This is a genomic window from Streptomyces sp. NPDC005423 (assembly GCF_040606415.1).
Lineage (GTDB): Bacteria > Actinomycetota > Actinomycetes > Streptomycetales > Streptomycetaceae > Streptomyces.
The window spans coordinates 42,693-66,966 of sequence record NZ_JBEXET010000007.1 but is presented as its reverse complement, the minus strand read 5'-3'; the positions used below and the strand labels follow the sequence as shown (position 1 = coordinate 66,966).

At 71.8% G+C, this 24,274-nt stretch carries 20 protein-coding genes; 11 read left to right on the top strand and 9 right to left on the bottom strand.

What is annotated here, in order from left to right:
• The first annotated feature begins 9 nt into the window (after nt 1–9).
• From ABZT12_RS11360 to ABZT12_RS11340, 5 genes are all read left to right on the top strand, one after another.
• A complete protein-coding gene (locus ABZT12_RS11360) occupies nt 10–552 on the top strand; it encodes a DUF3291 domain-containing protein (protein ID WP_356381051.1) in 543 nt (180 codons plus the stop codon).
• A gap of 77 nt (nt 553–629) precedes the next feature.
• Nucleotides 630–1,568, top strand: a complete 939-nt coding sequence (locus tag ABZT12_RS11355) for a diiron oxygenase (protein WP_356381048.1) — start codon at nt 630–632, stop codon at nt 1,566–1,568.
• Nucleotides 1,569–1,612: 44 nt separating this feature from the next.
• Nucleotides 1,613–2,266 carry a TetR/AcrR family transcriptional regulator gene (locus ABZT12_RS11350; protein ID WP_356381046.1) on the top strand — a complete coding sequence of 218 codons (654 nt, stop codon included), beginning with the start codon at nt 1,613–1,615 and terminating at the stop codon, nt 2,264–2,266.
• A gap of 10 nt (nt 2,267–2,276) precedes the next feature.
• Nucleotides 2,277–2,603 carry a hypothetical protein gene (locus ABZT12_RS11345; protein WP_356381043.1) on the top strand — a complete coding sequence of 109 codons (327 nt, stop codon included), beginning with the start codon at nt 2,277–2,279 and terminating at the stop codon, nt 2,601–2,603.
• Nucleotides 2,604–2,706: 103 nt separating this feature from the next.
• The gene (locus tag ABZT12_RS11340) at nt 2,707–3,792 is read left to right on the top strand and encodes a C40 family peptidase (protein WP_356381040.1); all 1,086 of its coding nucleotides are present in this window, start codon (nt 2,707–2,709) and stop codon (nt 3,790–3,792) included.
• 60 nt (nt 3,793–3,852) lie between these two features.
• On the opposite strand, the gene ABZT12_RS11335 is transcribed toward ABZT12_RS11340, so the two are convergent.
• Genes ABZT12_RS11335 through ABZT12_RS11315 form a run of 5 tightly spaced genes read right to left on the bottom strand, consistent with a single transcriptional unit; the run spans nt 3,853 to nt 9,374 of the window.
• A complete protein-coding gene (locus ABZT12_RS11335) occupies nt 3,853–5,106 on the bottom strand; it encodes a styrene monooxygenase/indole monooxygenase family protein (RefSeq protein WP_356381037.1) in 1,254 nt (417 codons plus the stop codon).
• Nucleotides 5,107–5,124: 18 nt separating this feature from the next.
• Nucleotides 5,125–5,763, bottom strand: a complete 639-nt coding sequence (locus ABZT12_RS11330) for an ATP/GTP-binding protein (protein ID WP_356381034.1) — start codon at nt 5,761–5,763, stop codon at nt 5,125–5,127.
• Nucleotides 5,744–6,163 (bottom strand): DUF742 domain-containing protein, encoded by a 420-nt coding sequence (locus ABZT12_RS11325; RefSeq protein ID WP_356381031.1) that lies wholly within the window; start codon nt 6,161–6,163, stop codon nt 5,744–5,746. The genes ABZT12_RS11330 and ABZT12_RS11325 overlap by 20 nt, the downstream gene beginning before the upstream one ends.
• Nucleotides 6,160–6,663 carry a roadblock/LC7 domain-containing protein gene (locus tag ABZT12_RS11320; RefSeq protein WP_356381028.1) on the bottom strand — a complete coding sequence of 168 codons (504 nt, stop codon included), beginning with the start codon at nt 6,661–6,663 and terminating at the stop codon, nt 6,160–6,162. Before ABZT12_RS11320 ends, ABZT12_RS11325 begins: the two co-directional genes overlap by 4 nt.
• Nucleotides 6,660–9,374 carry a nitrate- and nitrite sensing domain-containing protein gene (locus ABZT12_RS11315; RefSeq protein WP_356381025.1) on the bottom strand — a complete coding sequence of 905 codons (2,715 nt, stop codon included), beginning with the start codon at nt 9,372–9,374 and terminating at the stop codon, nt 6,660–6,662. The genes ABZT12_RS11320 and ABZT12_RS11315 overlap by 4 nt, the downstream gene beginning before the upstream one ends.
• Before the next feature lie 368 nt (nt 9,375–9,742).
• Between ABZT12_RS11315 and ABZT12_RS11310 the strand changes: the two genes are divergently transcribed.
• Nucleotides 9,743–10,528, top strand: a complete 786-nt coding sequence (locus ABZT12_RS11310; protein ID WP_356381022.1) for a protein phosphatase 2C domain-containing protein — start codon at nt 9,743–9,745, stop codon at nt 10,526–10,528.
• Nucleotides 10,529–10,584: 56 nt separating this feature from the next.
• Here ABZT12_RS11310 and ABZT12_RS11305 read toward each other — a convergent pair whose 3' ends face one another.
• Entirely contained in the window at nt 10,585–11,088 is a 504-nt protein-coding gene (locus ABZT12_RS11305; RefSeq protein ID WP_356381019.1) for a MarR family transcriptional regulator, read from the bottom strand.
• Nucleotides 11,089–11,326: 238 nt separating this feature from the next.
• Between ABZT12_RS11305 and ABZT12_RS11300 the strand changes: the two genes are divergently transcribed.
• A complete protein-coding gene (locus tag ABZT12_RS11300) occupies nt 11,327–12,163 on the top strand; it encodes a lysozyme (RefSeq protein WP_356381016.1) in 837 nt (278 codons plus the stop codon).
• A 66-nt stretch (nt 12,164–12,229) separates the two neighbouring features.
• Here ABZT12_RS11300 and lon read toward each other — a convergent pair whose 3' ends face one another.
• The 3 genes from lon to ABZT12_RS11285 form a co-directional block, all read right to left on the bottom strand.
• Nucleotides 12,230–14,656: an endopeptidase La gene (lon, locus tag ABZT12_RS11295; protein WP_356381014.1), complete on the bottom strand. Its 2,427-nt coding sequence runs from the start codon at nt 14,654–14,656 to the stop codon at nt 12,230–12,232.
• 176 nt (nt 14,657–14,832) lie between these two features.
• Nucleotides 14,833–16,116: an MFS transporter gene (locus tag ABZT12_RS11290; protein ID WP_356381011.1), complete on the bottom strand. Its 1,284-nt coding sequence runs from the start codon at nt 16,114–16,116 to the stop codon at nt 14,833–14,835.
• 330 nt (nt 16,117–16,446) lie between these two features.
• Complete coding sequence (locus ABZT12_RS11285) at nt 16,447–17,247, bottom strand: rhomboid-like protein (protein WP_356381375.1); 801 nt, start codon at nt 17,245–17,247, stop codon at nt 16,447–16,449.
• Between the two features lie 162 nt (nt 17,248–17,409).
• On the opposite strand from ABZT12_RS11285, the gene ABZT12_RS11280 reads away from it, so the two are divergent.
• The 4 genes from ABZT12_RS11280 (at nt 17,410) to ABZT12_RS11265 (ending at nt 24,170) form a co-directional block, all read left to right on the top strand.
• On the top strand, nt 17,410–18,114 hold the full coding sequence (locus ABZT12_RS11280) for a spermidine synthase (RefSeq protein WP_356381372.1): 705 nt from the start codon (nt 17,410–17,412) through the stop codon (nt 18,112–18,114).
• Between the two features lie 112 nt (nt 18,115–18,226).
• On the top strand, nt 18,227–18,967 hold the full coding sequence (locus ABZT12_RS11275) for a response regulator transcription factor (RefSeq protein WP_356381008.1): 741 nt from the start codon (nt 18,227–18,229) through the stop codon (nt 18,965–18,967).
• Nucleotides 18,964–20,070, top strand: coding sequence for a HAMP domain-containing sensor histidine kinase (locus tag ABZT12_RS11270; RefSeq protein ID WP_356381005.1), 1,107 nt, complete (start codon nt 18,964–18,966; stop codon nt 20,068–20,070). The genes ABZT12_RS11275 and ABZT12_RS11270 overlap by 4 nt, the downstream gene beginning before the upstream one ends.
• Before the next feature lie 281 nt (nt 20,071–20,351).
• Nucleotides 20,352–24,170 carry a multifunctional oxoglutarate decarboxylase/oxoglutarate dehydrogenase thiamine pyrophosphate-binding subunit/dihydrolipoyllysine-residue succinyltransferase subunit gene (locus tag ABZT12_RS11265; protein WP_356381002.1) on the top strand — a complete coding sequence of 1,273 codons (3,819 nt, stop codon included), beginning with the start codon at nt 20,352–20,354 and terminating at the stop codon, nt 24,168–24,170.
• Nucleotides 24,171–24,274 lie beyond the last annotated feature (104 nt).

The window sequence follows — 24,274 nt, the reverse complement described above, 5'->3', positions numbered from 1 at the left end:
CGTGCGGTCATGACTGAGCCGACTGCCGTGTCGTACGAACTCGCCCAGGTCAATGTCGCCCGCCTCGCCTTTCCGCTGGACTCCGCCGAACTCAGGGACTTCGTCGACGCCCTCGACCCGGTGAACGCGGTCGCCGACACCTCGGACGGCTTCCGCTGGCGGCTGCAGAGCGACTCCGGCAACGCGACGTGGGGGTCCCCCCGGCCGAAGGCTGGGGGAGTGCCGGTCCTCGGGGACGAGTGGCTGATCGTCAACATGTCGGTGTGGCGGGACACCGACGCCCTGACGGCCTTCATGTACCAGGGGCGGCACCGGGAGCTCCTCGCCCGCCGCCGCGAGTGGTTCGAGCGGCTGCGGGAGGCGACGGGGGTGCTGTGGTGGGTTCCGGCGGGCCACCGCCCCACGGTGGCCGAGGCGGAGGACCGTCTGCTCCATCTGCGCGCCCACGGCCCGGCCCCGTACGCCTTCACCCTCCGTACGTCGTTCCGGGCGACCGGCGCGGAGCCGGTGGCACCGGTGGCCCTGCCGGAAGGACTGGGCTGCGAGGTCTAGGGGACCGCGGTAGACATCGAGTCAACAAGTCCCGCGAGAGGGTTGACGAGCTTGCTGACAGGCAGTCTCATAAGACCATGACTCCCCTCACGGAAGCGGACGCGCTCGACGGACTGCGTGACGCGCTCGGGCTGCTGAAGGACCGCGAGCAGGTGGCCGAGCGGCTGCTCGCCTCGTCCGCCAAGCACTCCTTCGACCCGGACAAGGAACTGGACTGGGACGCGCCCTTCGAGGAGGGCAAGTGGTTCTGGCCGCCGGAGCTGGTCTCGCTCTACGACACCCCGCTGTGGAAGCGGATGGGCGAGGAGCAGCGGATCCTGCTGTCCCAGCACGAGGCCGCCGCGCTCGCCTCGCTCGGCATCTGGTTCGAGCTGATCCTGATGCAGCTGCTCGTCCGGCACGTCTACGACAAGGCGGCGACCAGCGCGCACGTGCGGTACGCGCTGACCGAGATCGAGGACGAGTGCCGGCACTCGAAGATGTTCGCCCGGCTGATCTCGCGCGGCGGCACGCCCTGGTACCCGGTCAGCCGCGCCCACCAGAACCTCGGCCGCCTCTTCAAGACCATCTCCACCACGCCCGGTTCCTTCACCGCCACGCTGCTCGGCGAGGAGGTCCTGGACTGGATGCAGCGGCTCACCTTCCCCGACGAGCGGGTCCAGTCCCTGGTCCGCGGCGTGACCCGCATCCACGTCGTGGAGGAGGCCCGCCACGTCCGGTACGCCCGTGAGGAACTGCGCCGCCAGATGATCACCGCGCCGCGCTGGTCACAGGAGTTCACCCGGATCACCTCCGGCGAGTTCGCCCGGGTCTTCTCGGTCGCCTTCGTCAACCCCGACGTCTACACCAACGTCGGCCTGGACAAGCGCGAGGCCGTCGCCCAGGCGCAGGCCAGCGGCCACCGCCGGGAGGTCATGCGGACGGGAGCGAAGCGTCTGACGGACTTCCTGGACGACATCGGTGTGCTGCGGGGTGCGGGCCGCCGGCTGTGGAAGGCGTCGGGACTCCTCGCCTGAGCAGGGCCCCGGGCCGGCCGGGGCGGAGCGGTTACGCTGCGGGAATGACCCCGCAGGCTCCCACCCCCGCCTACCGCCGGCTCAGTGTCGAGGAGCGGCGCAGCCAACTGCTCGCGGCGGCGCTGACCCTCTTCGCGCACCGCGCGCCCGACGAGGTCTCCCTCGACGACGTGGCGGAGGCGGCCGGGGTCTCGCGTCCGCTGGTCTACCGGTACTTCCCGGGCGGCAAGCAGCAGTTGTACGAGGCCGCCCTGCGGTCCGCCGCCGAGGAGCTCCGGCAGTGCTTCGACGAGCCCCGCCAGGGCCCCCCGCTCCGCCGCCTCTCCCGCGCCCTCGACCGCTACCTCGGCTTCGTCGACCAGCACGACGCCGGGTTCAGCGCGCTGCTCCAGGGCGGCAGCGTCGTCGAGACGTCCCGTACGACGGCCATCGTGGACGGTGTTCGCCGGGCCGCCGCCGCGCACATCCTCAGCCATCTCGGCGTCACGGAGCCCGGCCCCCGCCTCCGGATGACCGTACGGATGTGGATCACGGCGGTGGAGGCGGCCTCCCTCATCTGGCTGGACGAGGAGAAGCAGCCGCCGGCCGAGGAGTTGCGGGACTGGCTGGTGGAGCAGTTCGTGGCCGTGCTCACGGTGACCGCCGCCCGCGACCCGCAGACCGCCGCGCTGGTGCGGGGCCTCGCGGCGGATGGCTGACACTGGGGGCGTGAAGAGCGAAGACACCCCGTTCGAGGGCGGCCCCATGGACGGGCGCGTGCTGCCCGTACTGCTCGGGACCACCGGCACCCCGCCCAAGACGTACCGCATCCCGGTCCCCGACGCGGCCGGCGGCCCGCCCACCGTCCTCGTCTACCGGCGGGTCCCCCGGGGTCACAGCAGGCGGCTGGGTCTGCCCAGAGGCTGGAAGTACGCCTACGACCCCGAGGGCGCGCGGAGCGCCGGCCCCAGGTGGCCCTGGTCCAGGCCGGCCGCCGGATCCGGCACCGCGCCGGACGCCACGCCGGGCGGCAAGCCGGAGGACACCGACGGGTGACCGGGTTGCGCCGAACCGCGCACCCCGCGCGCGGTCCCGGCACGGGCGTCCGATGCTCGCGGTGGGGAGCGGAAGGACCGCGCTCCGTACCGGAGGTGATGACGTGTCAGGAAGGCTTCTCCGTCTGGTCTGCGTGGCGGCGACGGCGGCCGGCACCGCCCTCGCGCCGCTGCCCGCGAGCGCCGCGCCTCGGCCGCCGGAGCCCGGACAGCGCTCGGTGGCCGAACTGCTGACGGACCTTCAGGGGCTGTACCGGGACGCCGAACGGGCCACCGAGACGTACGACGCCACCGAGGAGAGACTGCGCGAGCGGCGCGCCGAGGTCGCCCGCCTCGACACCGCGCTCGCCCGGGCCCGGCTCTCGCTCGCCGACAGCCGGGGCGCGGCCGGCCGGCTGGCCCGTCAGCAGTACCAGGGCAGCACCGGCCTCTCCCCCTACGTACGCCTGCTGCTCGCCCGCGATCCGCAGCACGCGCTCGACGAGGGCCATCTCATCGGGGAGTTGGCGAGGGACCGGGCGAAGACGGTGGGCCGGCTGGCCGGCCGCGAGAAGCGCAGCGACGAGCTGGCCCGCGCCGCCCGCAAGGCGCTCGACGGCCAACTCACGCTCACCGCACGGCGGAAGAAGGACCGCGACGCCGTCCGCGCCCGCCTCGACGACGTCGACAGACTCCTCGCCTCCCTCTCCGCCGGCCGACTCACCGCGCTCGCGCGGGCCGAGCGGAGCGGCGTCGACACGGCGCAGCGCCACCTCGTCACCTCCGGCGCCCTGGGCGCCGAGCGCCGGCCCACCGCACAGGGCGCCCGCGCGGTGCGGTGGGCCCGGCTCCAGCTCGGCCGGCCCTACGAGTGGGGGGCGGAGGGCCCGGACTCCTACGACTGCTCCGGCCTCACCTCCGCGGCCTGGGACCGGGCGGGCACCCCGATCCCGCGCACCAGCCAGGAACAGTGGGCCCGGCTGCCGAAGGTCGGGCTGGACCAGCTGCGCCCGGGCGACCTGGTCGTCTACTTCCCTGAGGCCACCCACGTGGCGATGTACCTGGGCAACGGCGAGGTCATCCAGGCCCCCCGCACCGGCGAGAAGATCCAGGTCTCCCCGATCGCGGCGTACCCGATCCTGGGAGCCGTACGCCCGGACCTGCCGGCACCGGATCAACCGGATCAACCGGGCCAGGACCAACACGCCTGAGGCGCAGGGCATTTGAGACCCCGCCCGCGCGGCCCCGGGCTCGCCCGGGGCCGGCCGCCGTCAGGCTCCGGTCACCGAGTCCAGGTACGCGCCGGTCTTCTCCGGCTCGTAGAAGAAGTCCTCGAAGTCGGCCGGGTCGTCGAAGGCGTTGGCGAACCGGTCCGCCACCGGCTGGAGTCGACCGGCCGCGCCGATGAGGTCGAGCACATGCTCCGGCGGCGGGCCCAGCATCGCGTTGGTCCACTTGGTGACGTGCCGCGCGGTACCCCAGTACTGCTCGAAGGTGTTCCGCATCCACGCCTCGTCGAACTCCTTCTCGCCGTTCTCCAGGATCGAGGCGAGGTACGAAGCGGCGCACTTGGCGGCGGAGTTGGAGCCCTGACCGGTGATCGGGTCGTTGGTGACGACGACGTCGGCGACGCCGAGGACCAGTCCGCCGCCGGGCAGCCGGCCCACCGGCTCGCGGACCGTGGGCGCGTACCGGCCGGCCAACGTGCCCCCGGCGTCGGTGAGTTCGACGTCGGTCGCCCGCGCGTACTCCCACGGCGTGAACTTCTCCATGAGTTCCAGGGTCAGGGAGAGGTGCTCGGCCGGGTCCTTGACGCCGGTGAAGACGTCCAGCGGGCCGCCGGGTATGCCCTCCCAGAACAGGATGTCCGCGCGCCCGGAGGTGGTCAGCGTCGGCATGACGAACAACTCGCCCACGCCCGGCACCAGGTTGCAGCGGACCGCGTCGAACTCCGGGTGCTCCGGACGCGGAGCGAGGCCGTGGACGTACGCCACGGCGAGGGCGCGCTGCGGCTGGCTGTACGGGGAGCGCTCGGCGTCGCGGGCGAAGAGCGACACCAGTTCGCCCTTGCCGGCCGAGACGAGGACCAGGTCGTAGGCGCGGGAGAAGTAGTCGAGGTCGCCCACCGCCGCGCCGTGGATGACGAGCTGCCCGCCGCGCTGGGCGAACGTCTCCATCCAGCCGGCCATCTTCACCCGCTGGTCGACCGACTGCGCGAACCCGTCGAGCCTGCCCACCCAGTCGATCACGCGCTGCGCCGGCCCCGGGTCGTGCGAGCCGGGGGCGGCGACCGAGACGCCGAGTCCCTCGATCTTCGGGGCCTGGGACTCCCAGAAGTTCAGCTGGAGCTCGCGCTCGTGCCGCAGCGCGGTGGCGAACATGCACTGCGTCGACATGACCCGCCCGGTGCGGATCTCGTCGGCGGTCCGGTTGGACATCAGGGTGACCTCGTACCCGTGCGACTGGAGTCCGAGGGCTAGCTGGAGACCGGCCTGACCGGCTCCGACGACGAGTATCTTCCGCATACGGGTGCTGTTCTCCTGCTACTCGGGGGTGACGTCCAGCGCGTGGCCGACGAGCGCCAGCAGGGTCTCGATGGCCGAGATCCTGCGCCGCGCGTCCATGATCATGACAGGTACGTCGGTGGATATCGTCAACGCCTCCCGCACGTCCTGCGGGTCGAAGCGGTCGCTGCCGTCGAAGTGGTTGACCGCGACGACGTACGGCAGTCCGCAGCTCTCGAAGTAGTCGAGCGCGGGGAAGCAGTCCTTCAGGCGGCGGGTGTCGGCCAGCACGACGGCACCGATCGCGCCGCGCACCAGGTCGTCCCACATGAACCAGAACCGCTGCTGGCCCGGCGTACCGAAGAGGTAGAGCACCAGGTCGTCGTCGAGCGAGAGCCGGCCGAAGTCCATCGCCACGGTGGTGGTCAGCTTGCCGGGGGTGGCCGAGAGGTCGTCGGTCTCCTCGCTGGCCTGGGTCATCAGCGCCTCCGTCTGGAGGGGCTCGATCTCCGAGACGGCGGTGACCATGGTGGTCTTGCCGACGCCGAAGCCGCCCGCGATCACGATCTTCGTCGCGACGGGGGCACGGGTGCGGTCCGTCTGCCAGGGCCGCAGGTGCTCCTCCTCGTCGAGGAGCGGGGAGACGCCGTAGGCGGCGTCAGAGACGGCGGAGTCCACTCAGCACCCTTTCCAGCAGAGCGCGGTCAGGACGGCCCGGGCCGTGACCTGTTCCGGTTCCGTACACACGGATCTTTCCCTGGTCCGCGAGGTCGCTCAGCAGCACGCGGACCACACCGAGCGGCATCTTCAGCAGCGCGGCGATCTCCGCCACCGTGCGCATACGGCGGCAGATCTCGACGATGGCCCGCATCTCCGGCATGACCCGGGTGTTGAGCGAGCCGTTCGTCAACTCACGTCGCTCCTCCGGTGCTTCGAGCGCCGCCGTGCTGGCCACGAAGGTCTCCACCAGGAGTACGTGACCGAAGCGGGTCCGGCCGCCGGTGAGCGAATAGGGGCGTACACGGGCGGGTTTGCGGTCGCCGCCGCGCACGGGGAGCCGTTGGGGCGTACTGCTCATCGGGCGCTCCCGGTCGGCTCGGAATCCAGGGAGTTCCGCAGTTCGCTGCGGAGTTCCGGAGTGAGGACGTGACCGGCCCGGCCGACGAAGAGCGCCATGTGGTACGACACGACGCTCATGTCGCAGTCCGCGGAGCCGTGCACGCCGAGCAGCGAACCGTCGCTGATCGACATCACGAAGAGGCTGCCCTCCTCCATCGCGACCATGGTGTGCTTCACCGTGCCGTACTCCATCAGCTTGGCGGTCCCGATGGTGAGGCTGCCGATGCCGGAGACGATGGTGGCGAGGTCGGCGGCGGAGCCGCGCGGGCCGGCGCGCCTGCCTTCGCGGGCCTCTCTGGCCTCCGCGTTCCGCCCCGGGTCGGAGGAGAGCAGCAGCAGACCGTCGGAGGAGACGACCGCGACCGACTGGATGCCTGGCACCTCCTCGACGAGATTGGTCAGCAGCCAGTGCAGGTTGCGGGCTTCACTGCTCAGTCCGAAGGTACTGGGCGCGGTCAACTGCTTGCCTCCTCGACAGTGCCCCCCGTGGATTCCTCGGCACGTGCTGTTTCCGGCGCCGTCGCCGGTACCGGGTTCTGCCCCGTCCGCTCGGCGATCTCCGCCTCGACGTCGCGGTAGCCGGCCTGTGCGCCCTGACGGAAGCCGCCGAGCCGGCGGCGGAGGGCGTCCGCGTCCAGTGCGCCGCTCCGCTGCCGCGGGGCCTGGGCCCGTTGGGTGATCTTGGGGGTGCGCTTGGGGAGGCCCTTGTCCGTGACGGGGTCCTCGTCATCGGCGGGGCTCTGGTGCACGGCCTCGTCGTCGGCGGGGCGCTCGTGCACGGCCTCGTCGTCGGCCGTGGGCAGCAGCAGCTCCATCGTCGTCTCGGCGACGCGTACCCGCGGCTCGGCGTCGGGCCGGGGGTCCGGCTCCGTGTGCGGTTCCCGCTCCGGCTCCGGCTCCGTGTGCTCGCGTACGGCCTGCTCCGCGAGGGCGACCAGCGGGTCGCCGTCGGCCGGCGAACGGCCGTGCAGGACATTGGAGTTGACCTCGGCGTCGGCGCCGGGCAGGGAGTACGCGTGGGCGCCCCCGGAGACCGGCGCGGCGGCCGGGGCGGCCGAGCTCGGGGAGGCGGCGAGGAGCGGGCCGGGCAGGACCACGACGGCCGCGGTGCCGCCCTGCTTCTGCTCGCGCAGCTGGACCCGGACGCCGTGGCGGTGGGCGAGGCGGGCGACGACGTAGAGCCCGAGGCCGAGCCCCTGCTCGCCCTCCTCGTCGTACGGCGACTCCGCGTCGAACTCGGCGAGGCGGGCGTTGAGCCGGGTCATCCGCTCCTCGGTCATGCCGATGCCCTCGTCCTGGACGGAGAGCATCACCTCGCCGCTCTCCAGGAGCCAGCCGGAGACCTCGACGGGCAGGTCCGGCGGGGAGAACGAGCTGGCGTTCTCCATGAGTTCGGCCAGCAGGTGGCTCAGGTCGTCGGCGGCGAAGCCGGCCACGTGGGCGTGCGGCGGGAGCGCGGCGATACGGACGCGCTCGTAGCGTTCGATCTCGCTGACGGCCGCCCGGACCACGTCGACGAGCGGGACCTGGCCCGCGTGCTGCTGGACGTGTTCGGTGCCGGCGAGGACGAGGAGGTTCTCGCTGTGCCGACGCATGACCGTGGCGAAGTGGTCGAGCTTGAAGAGGGTGGAGAGCCGCTCGGGGTCCTGCTCGCGCTCCTCCAGGCCCTCGATGACGGCGAGTTGCCGCTCGACCAGGCCCAGGGTGCGCAGCGCGAGGTTGACGAAGGTGGAGCCGATGCTGGTCCGCAGCCGCTCCAACTGGGCGGCGGAGTCGCTGAGTTCGGAGCGCAGCTCCTCGCGGGCGTCGGCCATCTTCTGCCGCTGGCCGACGAGGTGCTTGCGGTCGGCCTCCAGGGTGGCGACGCGTTCGTGCAGGGCCACGGCGTGCGCGTGCAGGGTGTTGACCGAGCGGACCACCTGCGCGAACTCGTCGTTGCGGCCGGTGAACGTGATCGGCTCCTCGGCCGCGGGGTCCCCGGCGCCGGCCAGCCGGGCGGAACCGCGGCGCAGCACGGAGAGCGGCCGGGTGAGACTGCGGGCCATCGCGGTGGTGATGCCGACGGCGAGCAGCATGAGGACACCGAGGGCGGCGACGCGGCGCTCCAGCGCGGTGACGTCGTCGTCGCGCAGACCGGCGAGTTCCCGTGAGCGGTTCGCGTAGAGGGCGGACTCCTCGCCGCGCATCAGGTCGACGCGGGAGGAGAGCGCCGCGTCGGCCTTCCGGACGCTGGCGCTCAGGTCGCTGTCGGAGAGCGTGGGCTGGTCGGTGAGGGTGGCGAGGTACTTCGCGGCGGAGTTGACCTCGGGTCCGGTGACGGTGGAGTCGTACCCCGCGACGGCGCTCTTCGGCGCGGTGTCCCGGAAGTCGGAGAGGGCCGCGTCGGAGCGGAGCCGGGCCTGCTGGGCGGCGGCGCTGAGCGCGTCGCGCCGCTTGGTGTCGGCGTCCGAGGAGGTGGTCGCGGTGACGGGCAGGCCGGTGGTGGGGCTGATCACCGTCCGGGTGCTCGTCGGCACGTTCAGGGCGGCGAGGATCAGTCCGCGGGCCGCCGCGGCCTGCTGGACGGCGGTGTCCAGCTCGGCGAGGGCGTAGCCGCCGGAGCCCGCGCGCGGCGGGGTCCGCTGGGCCAACTCCTCGGCCATGCGGTGCAGTTCGGTGATGGCGGCGGAGTACGCGGTGTGCGCTTCGAGGGCGCTGTTCCTGCCGCTGAGCGCGGAGCGCCGGACGGAGGCGACCTCGTCGAGGTCCGCGCGCAGGGTCGCGGGGGTGTCGGCGCCGGCGCGCAACTCCTCGACCTGGCGGTCGACCCGGGCGCTGCGGTCCTCGGAGGGTGCCAGTTCCTTGGGACGTCCGGCGGCGATGTACGAGGTGACCTCGTCGCGTTCGTCGGCGAGGGAGTGGGCCAGCGCGAGCGCGTCCTGGGTCTGTCCGGCGAGCGTCACCAGGTCCTGGGAGTCGCTCAGTTGCCCGGAGGCGGTGAGCAGGACCGGGGCGCCGGCCGCCGCGATGGCGGCGGCCACGACGGCGACGGCCACGACGAGCCGGTTGCGTACGTGGGTGGCGCGTCCCCCGCCCGTGGGGCCGGTCATGGCGTCACCGGTGGTGGCCGGCTGAGGGGCCGTCCGCTTGTCTGGGCGCCGAGGCCGCTTCTTCTGCACCGGTGCTCGCATTCCTGACTCGTGATACCCAAGGACCCGGGTGACGCTCTGTCATCTGCTGTCGCACTGCCGCGCACTCCCGGTTACGGTCCCCGACCCTCCCAGTGCTGATGGGCAGTGGTCCCGCATCATCCGACCCGCCACCCGAAGGAGTGAACAGGGTCGGGGAGTTGAGGGGCAAGTTCCGGCGGCCTGTGCGACACCCCCGCGCGGGGTCCGGTTGGACGTGGGCGGCGGCCTTTGGCAGGATTCGCCGTCACGCCCCGGCGGAGTCCGCCAATCCACCCCAAACCCGGCGCCTGACCTGCATGGCTGCAGGGGTTCGGTGAGCGGCGCCAGCCCTTTGTGGGCGTTGTGAAGGGGTCGTGCAGACTGGCCGAATGCATACGGAACTTGTTTCGGAGCCCGGTGATCCCGCCCGCCCCAACGAGGACTTCGCGAGCGTGGCGCTCCCGGCCGGGGGACAGGGCGGCGCACTCGTGGTGCTGGACGGCGTGACACCGCCCCGCGGAGAGACAGGCTGTCTGCATTCGGTCCCCTGGTTCACCGCGCGGCTGGGCGGCGCCCTGGGTGAACTGACCGTTTCCGCCCGGGATCTGACGCTGTCGGAGATCCTGTACCGGGCGATTCTGCGGACCTCCGAGGCCCACGCCGGCACCTGTGACCTTTCTCACCCGCGTACACCGCAGGCCACCGTGGTGTTGGCCCGCTGGTCACCGGAGGGTGTCGAGCACCTGGTGCTGTCCGACTCGGCCCTGCTGGTCGAGGCGCCGTCCGGCGCGGTGACCGCCGTACTGGACGACCGGCTCTCCCGCCTGCCCCGGTCCGCCCTGGCCACGGACGCGCTGGTCGACGCCACCCTGCGCAACCGGGAGGGCGGCTTCTTCACCGCGGCGGCCGACCCGTCGGTGGCGAAGCGGGCGGTGACGGGCACGCTCCCGCGGGCCGGGGTCCGCGCCCTGGCCGCGCTGACCGACGGGGCGACCCGCTGGGTGGACACGTTCCGGCAGGGCGACTGGGCGGACTGCTTCGGTGTCGTCCGCGAGGAGGGCGGGCGGGCTCTGGTCGAGCGGGTGCGGCGACTCGAACGGACCGACAGCGGGCGGGAGTTCCTGCGCCGCAGCAAGACGCACGACGACGCGACGGTCGTGTACGCCGAACTCTGAACCGCCTTGGACCGTCGGGCCGCCGGGCCGCCGGGCCAACACCTGTGCGCTGCTCCCTACTTCTCCATGACCCCGTTCAACTCGTGCAGCAGGCGCGCCAGTTCGGCCACCTCGCGCCGGTCCCAGTGGGAGAGCTGGCTGACGTAGCGCGCACGGCGGGCCTCGCGGACGTGGCCGACGCGGCTACGGCCCTCGTCGGTGAGGTGGACCAGCCAGGCGCGGCCGTCCGCCGGGTCCGGCTCGCGGGCGACCAGGCCCAGCTCCTCCAGGGCACGCAACTGGCGGGACATGGTGGCCTTGCCGACGCCGATGTAGGCCGCCAGTTCGGTGGCCCGCTGCCGGTCGTACTCGTCCAGGCGGACCAGCAGCCCGTACGCGGCGGACTCCAGGTCGGGGTGGACCTCGCGGGCCATCTCGCCCTGGTTGGCCCGGGCGCGCCGCAGCAGGAAGGTCAACTCCCGTTCCAGGGACAGGTATTCGCGGTCCACACCACTCGGCGTCAGACCGGGTCCGGTCCGGCGTTCGCCGCCGTTTCCGCCCTCGTGCACGTCAGCACCCATGCTCTGCTTTCCCGATCGTGAAAGTTTCCGCCAACCACCGTCATCGCCGCAGCTCCGACAGTATTTCGCAGGGCTAGACCAACGGCGGCCCCCGGACCCCCTTCCCACCGGGTGCGGCGCGTGCGTAGCTTCTTCTACCACCCCCTCACTGGCATGCCCATGCCGATACCGCGACGGCGGAGCATCGGCCGGCCCCAGCTTCTCCCCCTCCCCCCACCGCACCGTCGAAAGGCACGCCATGCCCGTGCGCAGATCCCGCCGGCCCCGGCGGCTGTCACCCGCCGGAGTCCTGCTCGCCGCCCTCGGTCTCGCCCTCTCCTCCGCCTCCGCGCTCCCGGCCTCCGCCGCCCCCGAGCCCCTCCCGGTCCCCGTCCGCGGCTCCGCCTACCTGGGCATCGGCGTCCTGGCCCACGACGGCGAGAGCCGCTCCCCCGGCGCCGCCGCGGCCACCCGCACCGAGGGCGTGGACGTCAGCGCCTACCAGGGCAACGTGGCCTGGTCGACCCTGTGGAGCAGCGGGGTCCGCTGGGCGTACACCAAGGCGACCGAGGGGACGTACTACACGAACCCGTACTTCACGCAGCAGTACGACGGCGCGTACGGCGTCGGGATGATCCGCGGCTCGTACCACTTCGCCACCCCGGACACGACCAGCGGCACGGCCCAGGCGAACTACTTCGTCGACCACGGCGGCGGCTGGTCGAAGGACGGCAGGACGCTGCCCGGCGTCCTCGACATCGAGTGGAACCCCTACGGCGCCTCCTGCTACGGCAAGTCGGCCTCGGCGATGGTCGCCTGGATCTCCGACTTCGTCGCCGCCTACCACTCCCGCACCGGCCGGTACGCGGTGATCTACACGTCCACCAGCTGGTGGAGCTCCTGCACCGGGAACCACGCCGGTCTCGCCGCCGCCGACCCGCTGTGGATCGCCCGCTACGCCTCGGACGCCGGGACCCTGCCGGCCGGGTACACGTTCTACACGATGTGGCAGTACACCTCGTCCGGACCGACCGTCGGTGACCACGACGCGTTCAACGGCGCGCTCGACCGGGTGACCGCACTGGCCAACGGCTGAGACGCGGCGCGGGCCCGGCCCCCCTGGTGTTCGGGGGAGCCGGGCCCTTCGGTCCGATGGCGTCCGTCACGCCGCCACCGGAACCTCCGGCGACGCGCCGTTGGTGGCGGGCGACAGGGCCAGTTCGAGGACCTGGCGGACGTCCGTCACGGCGTGCACGTCGAGCTTCTCCAGCACCTCGGCCGGCACGTCGTCCAGGTCGGCCTCGTTGCGCTTGGGGACGATGACCGTGGTGATACCGGCCCGGTGCGCGGCGAGCAGCTTCTGCTTCATTCCGCCGATCGGCAGGACCCGCCCGGTCAGCGAGACCTCGCCGGTCATCGCCACGTCCGTACGGACCGGGCGCCCGCTCAGCAGCGACGCCAGGGCCGTCGTCATCGTGACGCCCGCGCTCGGGCCGTCCTTCGGCACCGCGCCCGCCGGGAAGTGGATGTGCACCCCCCGGTCCTTCAAGTCACCCACGGGAAGCTCCAGTTCGGCACCGCGCGAGCGCAGGAAGCTCAGCGCGATCTGCGCCGACTCCTTCATCACGTCACCGAGCTGACCGGTCAGGGTCAGGCCCGCCGCGCCCGTCTCCGGGTCGGCCAGCGACGCCTCGACGTAGAGGACGTCACCGCCCGCACCGGTGACCGCGAGCCCGGTGGCGACACCGGGGACGGCCGTACGGCGCTCCGCCGGGTCCTGCGCGGACTCGGGCACGTGGTGCGGCCGGCCGATCAGGGCCCGCAGCTCCTCGTCCGTGACGGTGAACGGCAGCTCCCGCTCACCCAGTTCGTGCTGGGCCGCGACCTTGCGCAGCAGCCGGGCGACCGACCGCTCCAGGTTGCGGACGCCCGCCTCACGCGTGTACTCGCCGGCCAGCCTGCGCAGCGCGCCGTCGTCGATGACGACCTCGTCCGCCTGGAGGCCGGCCCGCTCCAGCTGGCGCGGGAGCAGGTGGTCACGGGCGATGACGATCTTCTCGTCCTCGGTGTAACCGTCGAGCCGGACCAGCTCCATCCGGTCCAGCAGCGCCTCTGGGATGGCCTCCAGGACGTTCGCCGTCGCGAGGAACACGACGTCGGACAGGTCGAGTTCGACCTCCAGGTAGTGGTCCCGGAAGGTGTGGTTCTGGGCCGGGTCGAGGACCTCCAGCAGCGCCGCCGCGGGGTCACCCCGGAAGTCGGAGCCCACCTTGTCGATCTCGTCGAGCAGGACCACCGGGTTCATGGACCCGGCCTCCTTGATCGCGCGGACGATCCGACCGGGCAGCGCGCCGACGTAGGTACGCCGGTGGCCACGGATCTCGGCCTCGTCGCGTACGCCGCCCAGCGCGACCCGGACGAACTTCCGCCCCATCGCGTGCGCGACGGACTCGCCGAGCGAGGTCTTGCCGACCCCGGGCGGGCCCACGAGCGCGAGCACGGCACCGCCGCGCCGGCCGCCCACGATCCCCAGTCCCCGCTCCATGCGCCGCTTGCGCACGGCCAGGTACTCGGTGATCCGCTCCTTCACGTCCTCCAGGCCCGCGTGCTCGGCGTCGAGGATCGCCCTGGCGCCCTGGATGTCGCGCTCGGAGGAACTGTCGTCGGTCCGCTCGTTCCACGGCAGTTCGAGCACCGTGTCCAGCCAGGTGCGGATCCAGGAGCCCTCCGGGGACTGGTCGCTGGACCGCTCCAGCTTCTCGACCTCCTTGAGGGCGGCCTCCCGGACCTTCTCGGGCAGGTCGGCGTTGTCGACGCGGGTGCGGTAGTCGTCGGACTCCTCACCCTCGGCGGAATCACCGTTCAGTTCGCGCAGCTCCTTGCGGACCGCTTCCAGCTGGCGGCGGAGCAGGAACTCGCGCTGCTGCTTGTCGACGCCCTCCTGGACGTCCTTGGCGATGGTCTCGGCGACGTCCTGCTCGGCGAGGTGGTCGCGCAGCTGCTGGGCGGCGACCTTCAGCCGGGCCACCGGGTCGGCGGTCTCCAGCAGTTCCACCTTCTGCTCGGTGGTCAGGAAAGGCGAGTAACCGGAGTTGTCGGCGAGCGCGGACACGTCGTCGATCGCCTGGACGCGGTCGACGATCTGCCAGGCGCCCCGCTTGCGCAGCCAGGCCGTGGCCAGCGCCTTGTACTCCTTCACCAGCTCGGTCACCGAGCCGGGCAGCGGATCGGGCACGCTCTCGTCGAGCCGCGTCCCCTCGACCCACAGGGCGGCGCCGGGGCCGGTGGTGCCCGCGCCGATGCGCACGCGGCCACGGCCGCGGATCAGCGCGCCCGGGTCGCCGTCGGCCAGCCGGCCGACCTGCTCGACGGTGCCGAGCACCCCGGTGTTCGCGTACGTCCCGTCGATCCGCGGGACCAGCAGCACCTGGGGCTTGCCGGTCTCCGACCGCGCGGCGGCCTGCGCGGCCTCCACGGCGGCCCGTACATCGGTGTCGTTCAAGTCCAGCGGGACCACCATGCCGGGCAGCACGACCTCGTCGTCGAGCGGCAGCACAGGCAGAGTGAGCGGTGAGGACGTCGAAGCCATGATCTCCCCTTTGGCAGTCAAGTTGAGCTATCTCGACTCAATGCCCAGGAGGCTCCCGTTGTTCCCCAGCGGATGTTCGCCGAGAGCGATCACGTGCGGCCGGTGTCCCGGTCGAGGCCGGATGCGCCGTTGGCCGAGCCGCGTCCGCCGGTCAGCGGTGTCCGTCGCGCCGGCCGTCACAGGTGCTCAGGGAGGGCCCGTCCCAGGCGAGCGAGGGGGGACAGGGCGATCAGCGCGGGAGACAGCAGCATGCCCGCGGCCGTCACCAGGAGGCTGGTGCGCGCCCCCCACTCCGCCGCGAGAGCCCCGCCGAGCAGCGAGCCGAGCGGGGTCAGCCCCATGCCGACGAACGTGATCGTCGCGGTCGCGCGGCCCTGCATCCCGTCCGGGGTGACGGCCTGCCGTACGGCCATGACGGTGACGTTCACCAACTGGCCGCCGGTCCCGAACACGAAGCCGACCGCGAGGAGCGCGGGAACGGTCACGGCGGAGGAGCCGTGCAGTGCGGGCACCCACAGGAACGCGCCGTCGCCGAGTACCGCCGCCGACACGAGCACCGGGCCATGGCCGAACCGGCCCGGCAGGCGGGCGGCGAGCATCGAGCCCAGGAGTGCGCCCGGCCCCGTCGCCGCGAGCGCCAGGCCGACGACGGTGCCCGAGAGGTGCAACTCCCGTGGCAGGAAGAGCAGATAGACGGTCGTCGTCGCCGCGTAGGAGAACTGGAAGGCGGCCGAGGCCAGGCACACGGTCCGCAGCGCGGACTCGGCGGCCACGAAACGGAGGCCCTCATGGATCCGTCGCCACACCCGAGGGGCACCCTCCGAGCGCTCCGGCACCGATTCGGTCCGCCGGATCCGGCGGAGCGACAGGAAGGACAGCGCGAAGAACAGCGCGCCGGAGGCGGCGGCGACCGGCGCCGACAACAGTGACACCACGGCGCCGCCCAGCGCGGGACCGGCCATCTGCGCCGCCGACCGGCTGCCCTCCAGCGCGCTGTTGCCCCGCACCAGCTGATCGCGTTCCACCAGCCCTACGAGAGACGCCTGGTACGCCACGTCGAAGAAGACGGACAGGGCCCCGACGGCGAAGGCGACCACGAGCAGCGCGGGCAGGCCGAGCCCGCCGAGCAGGCCGGCCACGGCGGCGGCGCCCAGGGTGAGAGCCCGGCCGGCATCCGCCAGCACCATCACCGTGCGGGTGCGCCACCTGTCCACCCACGCGCCGGCGAGGAGCGAGAGCAGCAGGACCGGCGCCTGCCCCACCGCGCGGAGAACGCCCACCTGGCCGGCACCGGCGTCGAGTGTCAGGACGGCGAGGAGCGGCAGGACCAACAGGCTCGCCTGTTCGCCGAGTTGGGAGGCCGTCTGCCCCACCCAGAGTCTGCGGAAGTCGCCGTCCCGCCACAGGCTCGCTGGAACGGGCCGACCGGAATCGGATACGTCGGAGGATGCGGGCGGCACGGGGACCCCTTGAGTCGCCGACGACGAGGCCCGACGCCCGGCGCACGACAGGCGTGCGCGGACTGTTCAGGCGGGGGAGAAGGCTCGCTGTGCCGCGACATCGAGGGCAGCACGCGATGACAGGCCGGTGACGGCCTACAAGGTCAACGCGCGCTCGGACGACCGGGCATGTCCTTCTCACTCCTCGTGGGCGACTCGTCGCACCCGAACATAACCTCTCGGCGGCTCAGCGCCAAAGGCGATTCACGCCCGTGCCGGACGGTCGCGCTCCGCGGCACCGAACACACCAACAGCCGCCCGCACCAAGGGAGTTGACAACCGGTTCCGGCGTCAGGCGCGTTCGCGGTGCCAGCGCCGCACCAGCGGCCAGGTCGCGGCGCCGATCGTCAGGGCGAGCAGGTGCCCGTAGTCGGTCATGGGGTCGGTGAAGGTGATCAGGTCCTGGACCAGCAGACCGCCGTAGACCATGAGCAGCGGCCACCGCAGCCAGACCGGGAGCAGTCCCGCCATCGCGCCCACACTCGCGGCGACCCCGAAGCTGATGCCGTAGTCGAGGCGGTGCAGGGAACTCTCGGGCAGGCGTCCCGCCAGCACCGCGAGCCCGACGGGGACCTCGGTCGCGAGGGTCGCGAGCACATGCCCGAGCAGGAAGACACCGGCCGCGCGGAGCCCGCCTATCCGCCGCTCCAGAGCGGTGAGCACCACCAGGAAGAGCAGCGCGTACGTCGAGACCGGCCCGCCCACGATCCACAGCGCGCTGGCCGGCAGCACCAGGAGCGGGTCCCGCACCAGGTGGGCCACGTCGGTGCTGGACGCCTGGTGCAGGGCGTGCGCGACGGCGGGACCGACGTACCACCCGACCAGTGAGGTGGCGGCGAGCACGAGCGCGTAGCCGAACGTGAACGGCGTTCCCGCCGGAGTGGGCAGCGGCAGCCGGGCCGGGCGGGCGGCGCGCGGCGGGAACACCTCGGGCGCCGGCTCCACCGGGGCGGCCGGCACGGTGGCCGGGGCGGCGGCTCCGCGCTGGGCGGGCACGCCGTCCAGCAGTCCGGCCGGGTCGGTCAGCGGCGCCTCCGGGGGCGCCGCGGGCGAGGAGGTAGCCGTGCGGCCGGCCGTCGCGGTCCGTTCCACCAAGGGACCATCCTTCCGTTTCGCCCCAGCGTTCGCGTCCCACGCCCTCCTGTCTGGGACCGACGCCACGCGACAGGCGATTCACATCAACCTCAGAGGTTTTTTATACGTCCGCCTCATCCATCGGCGGTCCGCCTCCGTGAAACTGCCAAGATGACCGCCATGACCGCCGCCCACGAGTCGACCGATCACGGCATTGATCACGGCACCCCCCTCGTCCTGGACCGTCGCGAGGGCCCGTACGGGGAAGTGGTACTGCGCCGGCACGGCGAGCTCCTCCAGATCATCGCCAACGGCTGCTTCCTGATGGACACCTCCGACGGACGCTCGGAGCGACTGCTCGTCGACGCCGCGTACGCCGCGCTCGACGGGCGCCCCGCACCCGCCGTACTCATCGGCGGGCTGGGCGTCGGCTTCTCACTGGCGCACGCGGCGGCCGACCGCCGCTGGGGGCGGATCACCGTCGTGGAACGCGAAGCCGCCGTCATCGACTGGCACCGCGCCGGACCCCTCTCCGCGCTCTCCGCGGTGGCCCTCGCCGATCCGCGCACCGAGATGGTGAAAACGGATCTGGTCACATTCGTCAATGAGACGTGCGCCACTTTTGACGCGCTCTGCCTCGACATCGACAACGGGCCCGGCTGGACCGTCACGGAAGGCAACGACGGCCTCTACTCGGCGGCCGGACTGGCGTCCTGCGCAAGGGTGTTGAGGCCCGGCGGGGTACTCGCGGTGTGGTCGGCGGAACCCTCTCCGGAATTTGAGCGAACCTTGCGGAATGCCGGGTTCCAGCAGGTGCGTACCGAAGAGATCCCCGTTGCCCGAGGCGTTCCCGACGTCGTGCATCTCGCCGTACGACCTGGATAGCAGAGGCGCGATGACTCCCCGTACTCTGCTTTCCTGACGCGGTTCATTCAAGCGTCAAGCGCAGTCATGGGATCACCCCACTGATTCCGGAAAGCACACTCAGGGGCGGGCGATGGAGCAGACACACACCTCCCACAGCGGCACGGCCACGGCCACGCAGGGCGCGCAGCGCCGGGTGCTGGTGGTCGAGGACGACCCGACGATCGTCGACGCCATCGCGGCCCGCCTGCGCGCCGAGGGATTTCTCGTGCAGACCGCGGGAGACGGGCCGTCGGCCGTGGACACCGCGGAGGCCTGGCAGCCCGATCTGCTGATCCTCGACATCATGCTGCCCGGCTTCGACGGCCTGGAGGTCTGCCGCCGGGTGCAGGCCCAGCGCCCGGTGCCGGTGCTGATGCTCACCGCACGCGACGACGAGACCGACATGCTGGTCGGGCTCGGTGTCGGCGCCGACGACTACATGACCAAGCCGTTCTCGATGCGCGAACTGGCCGCGCGGGTGCACGTCCTGCTGCGCCGGGTGGAGCGGGCCGCCATCGCGGCCTCGACGCCCCGCAGCGGGATACTGCGCCTCGGCGAGCTGGAGATCGACCACGCGCAGCGCCGGGTGCGGGTGCGCAGCGAGGACGTGCACCTCACGCCCACCGAGTTCGACCTGCTGGTCTGTCTGGCGAACACCCCGCGCGCCGTGCTCTCCCGCGAGCAGTTGCTCGCGGAGGTGTGGGACTGGGCGGACGCCTCCGGCACCCGGACCGTGGACAGCCACATCAAGGCGCTGCGCCGGAAGATCGGCGCCGAGCGGATCCGCACGGTGCACGGTGTCGGGTACGCGCTGGAGACCCCGACGCCATGAGCGGCGGGCCGCCCGGACAGAGGACCCCCGGGGAGCCCTGGGGCGGGGTGCGCCCGTTCTCGATCAAGACCAAGCTGGGCGCGCTGGTCGTCATCGCGGTGCTGATCACCACCGGCCTGTCGATGATCGCGGTGCACACCAAGACGGAGCTCCGCTTCATCACGGTCTTCTCGATGATCGCCACCCTGCTGATCACGCAGTTCGTGGCCCACTCGCTCACCGCGCCGCTGGACGAGATGAACACGGTGGCCCGCTCCATCTCCCGGGGCGACTACACGCGCCGGGTGAGCGAGAACCGCCGCGACGAACTGGGCGACCTGGCCGGGACCATCAACGTCATGGCCGACGAGCTGGAGGCCCAGGAGCGCCACCGCAAGGAGCTGGTGGCGAACGTCTCGCACGAGCTGCGCACCCCCATCGCCGGCCTGCGGGCCGTACTGGAGAACGTCGTCGACGGCGTCTCGGCCGCCGATCCCGAGACCATGCGTACGGCGCTGAAGCAGACGGAGAGGCTCGGGCGGCTGGTCGAGACGCTGCTCGACCTCTCCCGCCTGGACAACGGCGTCGTCCCCCTCAAGACCCGCCGGTTCGAGGTGTGGCCGTATCTGTCGGGCGTGCTCAAGGAGGCGAACATGGTGGCCTCCGCGCGCGCGGGCATCGCCTCCGGCTCCGGCAGCCACACCCGTACCGACGTCCATCTGCACCTCGACGTCTCCCCGCCCGAGCTGACCGCGCACGCGGACCCCGAGCGGCTCCACCAGGTCGTGGCCAACCTGATCGACAACGCGGTCAAGCACAGCCCGGCGCACGGCCGGGTGACGGTGAAGGCCCGGCGCGGGGCGCTTGCGGAGTCGTTGGAGCTTGAGGTCCTGGACGAGGGGCCCGGCATACCGAAGTCGGAGTGGCACCGGGTCTTCGAGCGGTTCAACCGCGGGGCGGTGCGCGCGCCGCACGGACCCGGCAGCGACGGCGGTACGGGCCTGGGGCTGGCGATCGCCCGCTGGGCGGTGGATCTGCACGGCGGCCGGATCGCGGTGGCCGAATCCGACCGCGGTTGCAGGATCATCGTCACTCTTCCGGGAGTCCACTCCGCTCCAAGTTGACGTAAAGTTCGAGGCGGAGCCGGAAGATCCACGGGCGTCGTCGCTGGAAGACACGTGTGATCAGGCAGAGGCCCGCACTCCGGGCGCGCACGGCGCTGTCGGAGGCGGCCGTTCCGCAGCGGAACCACGCTTGTTTCCCGCCATTTCAACCCCCGAAACACGGTTTCCGGTGTGACTTACGCGACGATGGACCGGCCCGACCTGACCTTCCCCGTCATGGGGGCGTAGCCTTTATTTCCGCTGTCCATCACCTTGTGAAGCGGAAGAGGGCGGTTGCCGCCGTGTCGTCACAGTCCCCCAGTAACTCGACCATCTCGACCGAGTCCGACCAACCAGCGGGCAAGAACCCCGCTGCCGCGTTCGGACCCAACGAGTGGCTCGTCGACGAGATCTATCAGCAGTACCTCCAGGACCCGAATTCGGTAGACCGAGCGTGGTGGGACTTCTTCGCCGACTACAAGCCGGGTGCCGCCACCCCCGCCGCGGCGGGTACTGCGGCCGCGGGGGCCGCAGGTACCACCACGCCGGCCCCGGCGGCGCCCGCCACCCCGGCGCCCGCGGCTGCGGCCGTTCCCGCTCCGGCACCCGCCGCCGCTCCCCAGCCCGCGCCCGCCGCCCCGGCCCCCGCGCCGGCTCCGGCCCCCGCGCCGGCCAAGGCCGCGGCACCCGCGCCCGCCGCCCCGGCTCCGGCCGCCAAGCCGAAGGCCGAGCCCGCGACGGAGGCCCCCGCCGGTCCCGAGTACGTGACGCTGCGCGGCCCCGCCGCCGCGGTCGCGAAGAACATGAACGCCTCGGTCGAGGTCCCCACGGCGACGTCCGTGCGCGCGGTCCCCGTCAAGCTGCTCTTCGACAACCGCATCGTCATCAACAACCACCTGAAGCGCGCCCGGGGCGGGAAGATCTCCTTCACCCACCTCATCGGCTACGCGATGGTGCAGGCCATCAAGGCCATGCCGTCGATGAACCACTCCTTCGTGGAGAAGGACGGCAAGCCGACCCTGGTCAAGCCGGAGCACGTCAACTTCGGTCTCGCCATCGACCTGGTGAAGCCCAACGGCGACCGCCAGCTCGTCGTCGCCGGCATCAAGAAGGCCGAGACGCTGAACTTCTTCGAGTTCTGGCAGGCCTACGAGGACATCGTCCGCCGCGCCCGTGACGGCAAGCTGACGATGGACGACTTCACCGGTGTGACGGTCTCCCTGACCAACCCCGGCGGCCTCGGCACGGTCCACTCGGTGCCGCGGCTGATGCCCGGCCAGTCGGTCATCATGGGCGTCGGCTCCATGGACTACCCGGCGGAGTTCCAGGGCACCTCCCAGGACACCCTGAACAAGCTCGGCATCTCCAAGGTCATGACGCTCACGTCGACCTACGACCACCGGGTCATCCAGGGCGCCGCCTCCGGCGAGTTCCTGCGGATCGTCGCGAACCTCCTGCTCGGCGAGAGCGGCTTCTACGACGACATCTTCGAGGCGCTGCGCATCCCCTACGAGCCGGTCCGCTGGCTCCGGGACATCGACGCCAGCCACGACGACGACGTCACCAAGGCCGCCCGTGTCTTCGAGCTGATCCACTCCTACCGGGTCCGTGGCCACGTCATGGCCGACACCGACCCGCTGGAGTACCGCCAGCGCAAGCATCCCGACCTGGACATCACCGAGCACGGCCTCACCCTGTGGGACCTGGAGCGGGAGTTCGCGGTCGGCGGCTTCGCCGGCAAGTCCCTGATGAAGCTGCGCGACATCCTCGGCGTGCTGCGCGACTCGTACTGCCGCACCACCGGCGTCGAGTTCATGCACATCCAGGACCCGAAGCAGCGCAAGTGGATCCAGGACCGCATCGAGCGCTCGCACTCCAAGCCGGAGCGCGAGGAGCAGCTGCGCATCCTGCGCCGGCTCAACGCGGCGGAGGCCTTCGAGACCTTCCTCCAGACCAAGTACGTCGGCCAGAAGCGCTTCTCCCTGGAGGGCGGCGAGTCCGTCATCCCGCTGCTCGACGCGGTGATCGACAGCGCGGCCGAGTCCCGTCTGGACGAGGTCGTCATCGGCATGGCCCACCGCGGCCGGCTGAACGTCCTCGCCAACATCGTCGGCAAGTCGTACGCCCAGATCTTCCGTGAGTTCGAGGGCAACCTCGACCCGAAGTCGATGCACGGCTCCGGTGACGTGAAGTACCACCTGGGCGCCCACGGGACCTTCACCGGCCTGGACGGCGAGCAGATCAAGGTGTCGCTGGCGGCGAACCCCTCCCACCTGGAGACGGTCGACCCGATCATCGAGGGCATCGTCCGCGCCCGGCAGGACATCATCAACAAGGGCGGCACGGACTTCACGGTCCTGCCGGTCGCCCTGCACGGTGACGCGGCCTTCGCGGGCCAGGGCGTGGTGGCCGAGACCCTCAACATGTCGCAGCTGCGCGGCTACCGCACCGGCGGCACGGTCCACATCGTCATCAACAACCAGGTCGGCTTCACCGCCGCCCCGGAGTCCTCCCGCTCGTCCATGTACGCCACCGACGTGGCCCGCATGATCGAGGCCCCGATCTTCCACGTGAACGGCGACGACCCCGAGGCCGTCGTGCGCGTCGCGCGGCTGGCCTTCGAGTTCCGTCAGGCGTTCAACAAGGACGTGGTGATCGACCTCATCTGCTACCGGCGCCGCGGTCACAACGAGTCGGACAACCCGGCTTTCACCCAGCCCCTGATGTACGACCTGATCGACAAGAAGCGCTCGGTGCGCAAGCTGTACACCGAGTCGCTCATCGGTCGCGGCGACATCACCCTGGAAGAGGCCGAGCAGGCCCTCCAGGACTACCAGGGCCAGCTGGAGAAGGTCTTCACCGAGGTCCGCGAGGCGACCGCCCAGCCGGGCGTGGCGCCGATGTCGGACTCGCGGGCCGAGTTCCCGGTCGCCGTCTCCACCGCGATCTCCGCGGAGGTCGTGAAGCGCATCGCCGAGTCCCAGGTCAACATCCCCGACCAGTTCCACGTCCACCCGCGGCTGCTTCCGCAGCTCCAGCGCCGGGCGGCGATGGTCGAGGACGGCACGATCGACTGGGGCATGGGCGAGACCCTCGCCATCGGCTCGCTGCTCCTTGAGGGCACCCCGGTGCGCCTCTCCGGCCAGGACTCCCGCCGCGGCACCTTCGGCCAGCGGCACGCGGTCCTCATCGACCGTGAGACGGGCGAGGACTACACCCCGCTCCAGTACCTCGCCGAGGACCAGGCGCGGTACAACGTCTACGACTCCCTGCTCTCCGAGTACGCGGTCATGGGCTTCGAGTACGGCTACTCGCTGGCCCGCCCGGACGCGCTGGTGATGTGGGAGGCGCAGTTCGGCGACTTCGTCAACGGCGCGCAGACCGTGGTCGACGAGTACATCTCGGCGGCGGAGCAGAAGTGGGGCCAGACCTCCGGCGTCACCCTCCTCCTCCCGCACGGCTACGAGGGGCAGGGCCCGGACCACTCCTCGGCCCGGGTCGAGCGGTTCCTGCAGCTCTGCGCCCAGAACAACATGACGGTCGCGGCGCCGACCCTGCCGTCGAACTACTTCCACCTCCTGCGGTGGCAGGTGCACAACCCGCACCACAAGCCGCTGGTGGTCTTCACCCCGAAGTCGATGCTGCGCCTGAAGGCAGCCGCGTCGAAGGCGGAGGAGTTCACGTCGGGTCAGTTCCGCCCGGTCATCGGCGACGCCTCGGTGACGGACCCGTCCGCCGTCCGCAAGGTCGTCTTCGTCTCCGGCAAGCTGTACTACGACCTGGAGGCCGAGCGCACCAAGCGCGGCGCCACGGACATCGCGATCATCCGCGTCGAGCGTCTGTACCCGCTGCCGGGTGCCGAACTCCAGGCGGAGATCGCCAAGTTCCCGAACGTCGAGAAGTACCTGTGGGCCCAGGAGGAGCCGGCCAACCAGGGTGCCTGGCCGTTCATCGCCCTGAACCTGATCGACCACCTGGACCTGGCGGTCGGCGCGGACGTGCCGCACGGCGAGCGGCTGCGGCGGATCTCCCGCCCGCACTCCTCGTCCCCGGCGGTCGGTTCGGCCAAGCGCCACCAGGCCGAGCAGGAGCAGCTGGTACGCGAGGTGTTCGAGGCCTGAGCCGCCGAAACGCCTGACAGGGGCCCGGTTCCGAGTCGACCAGACTCGGCGCCGGGCCCCTGCCCGTGGGGGCGGGAAGTCCCGTTAACCTGGCCGGGTACGTG

What these genes read in the sequence shown, in the direction of transcription:
- ABZT12_RS11360 (WP_356381051.1), top strand. Translation starts at nt 10, where the DNA reads ATGACTGAGCCGACTGCCGTGTCGTACGAACTCGCCCAGGTCAATGTC.
- ABZT12_RS11355 (WP_356381048.1), top strand. Translation starts at nt 630, where the DNA reads ATGACTCCCCTCACGGAAGCGGACGCGCTCGACGGACTGCGTGACGCG.
- ABZT12_RS11350 (WP_356381046.1), top strand. Translation starts at nt 1,613, where the DNA reads ATGACCCCGCAGGCTCCCACCCCCGCCTACCGCCGGCTCAGTGTCGAG.
- ABZT12_RS11335 (WP_356381037.1), bottom strand. Translation starts at nt 5,106, where the DNA reads ATGCGGAAGATACTCGTCGTCGGAGCCGGTCAGGCCGGTCTCCAGCTA.
- ABZT12_RS11325 (WP_356381031.1), bottom strand. Translation starts at nt 6,163, where the DNA reads ATGAGCAGTACGCCCCAACGGCTCCCCGTGCGCGGCGGCGACCGCAAA.
- ABZT12_RS11315 (WP_356381025.1), bottom strand. Translation starts at nt 9,374, where the DNA reads ATGCGAGCACCGGTGCAGAAGAAGCGGCCTCGGCGCCCAGACAAGCGG.
- ABZT12_RS11310 (WP_356381022.1), top strand. Translation starts at nt 9,743, where the DNA reads ATGCATACGGAACTTGTTTCGGAGCCCGGTGATCCCGCCCGCCCCAAC.
- ABZT12_RS11305 (WP_356381019.1), bottom strand. Translation starts at nt 11,088, where the DNA reads ATGGGTGCTGACGTGCACGAGGGCGGAAACGGCGGCGAACGCCGGACC.
- ABZT12_RS11300 (WP_356381016.1), top strand. Translation starts at nt 11,327, where the DNA reads ATGCCCGTGCGCAGATCCCGCCGGCCCCGGCGGCTGTCACCCGCCGGA.
- lon (WP_356381014.1), bottom strand. Translation starts at nt 14,656, where the DNA reads ATGGCTTCGACGTCCTCACCGCTCACTCTGCCTGTGCTGCCGCTCGAC.
- ABZT12_RS11280 (WP_356381372.1), top strand. Translation starts at nt 17,410, where the DNA reads ATGACCGCCGCCCACGAGTCGACCGATCACGGCATTGATCACGGCACC.
- ABZT12_RS11275 (WP_356381008.1), top strand. Translation starts at nt 18,227, where the DNA reads ATGGAGCAGACACACACCTCCCACAGCGGCACGGCCACGGCCACGCAG.
- ABZT12_RS11270 (WP_356381005.1), top strand. Translation starts at nt 18,964, where the DNA reads ATGAGCGGCGGGCCGCCCGGACAGAGGACCCCCGGGGAGCCCTGGGGC.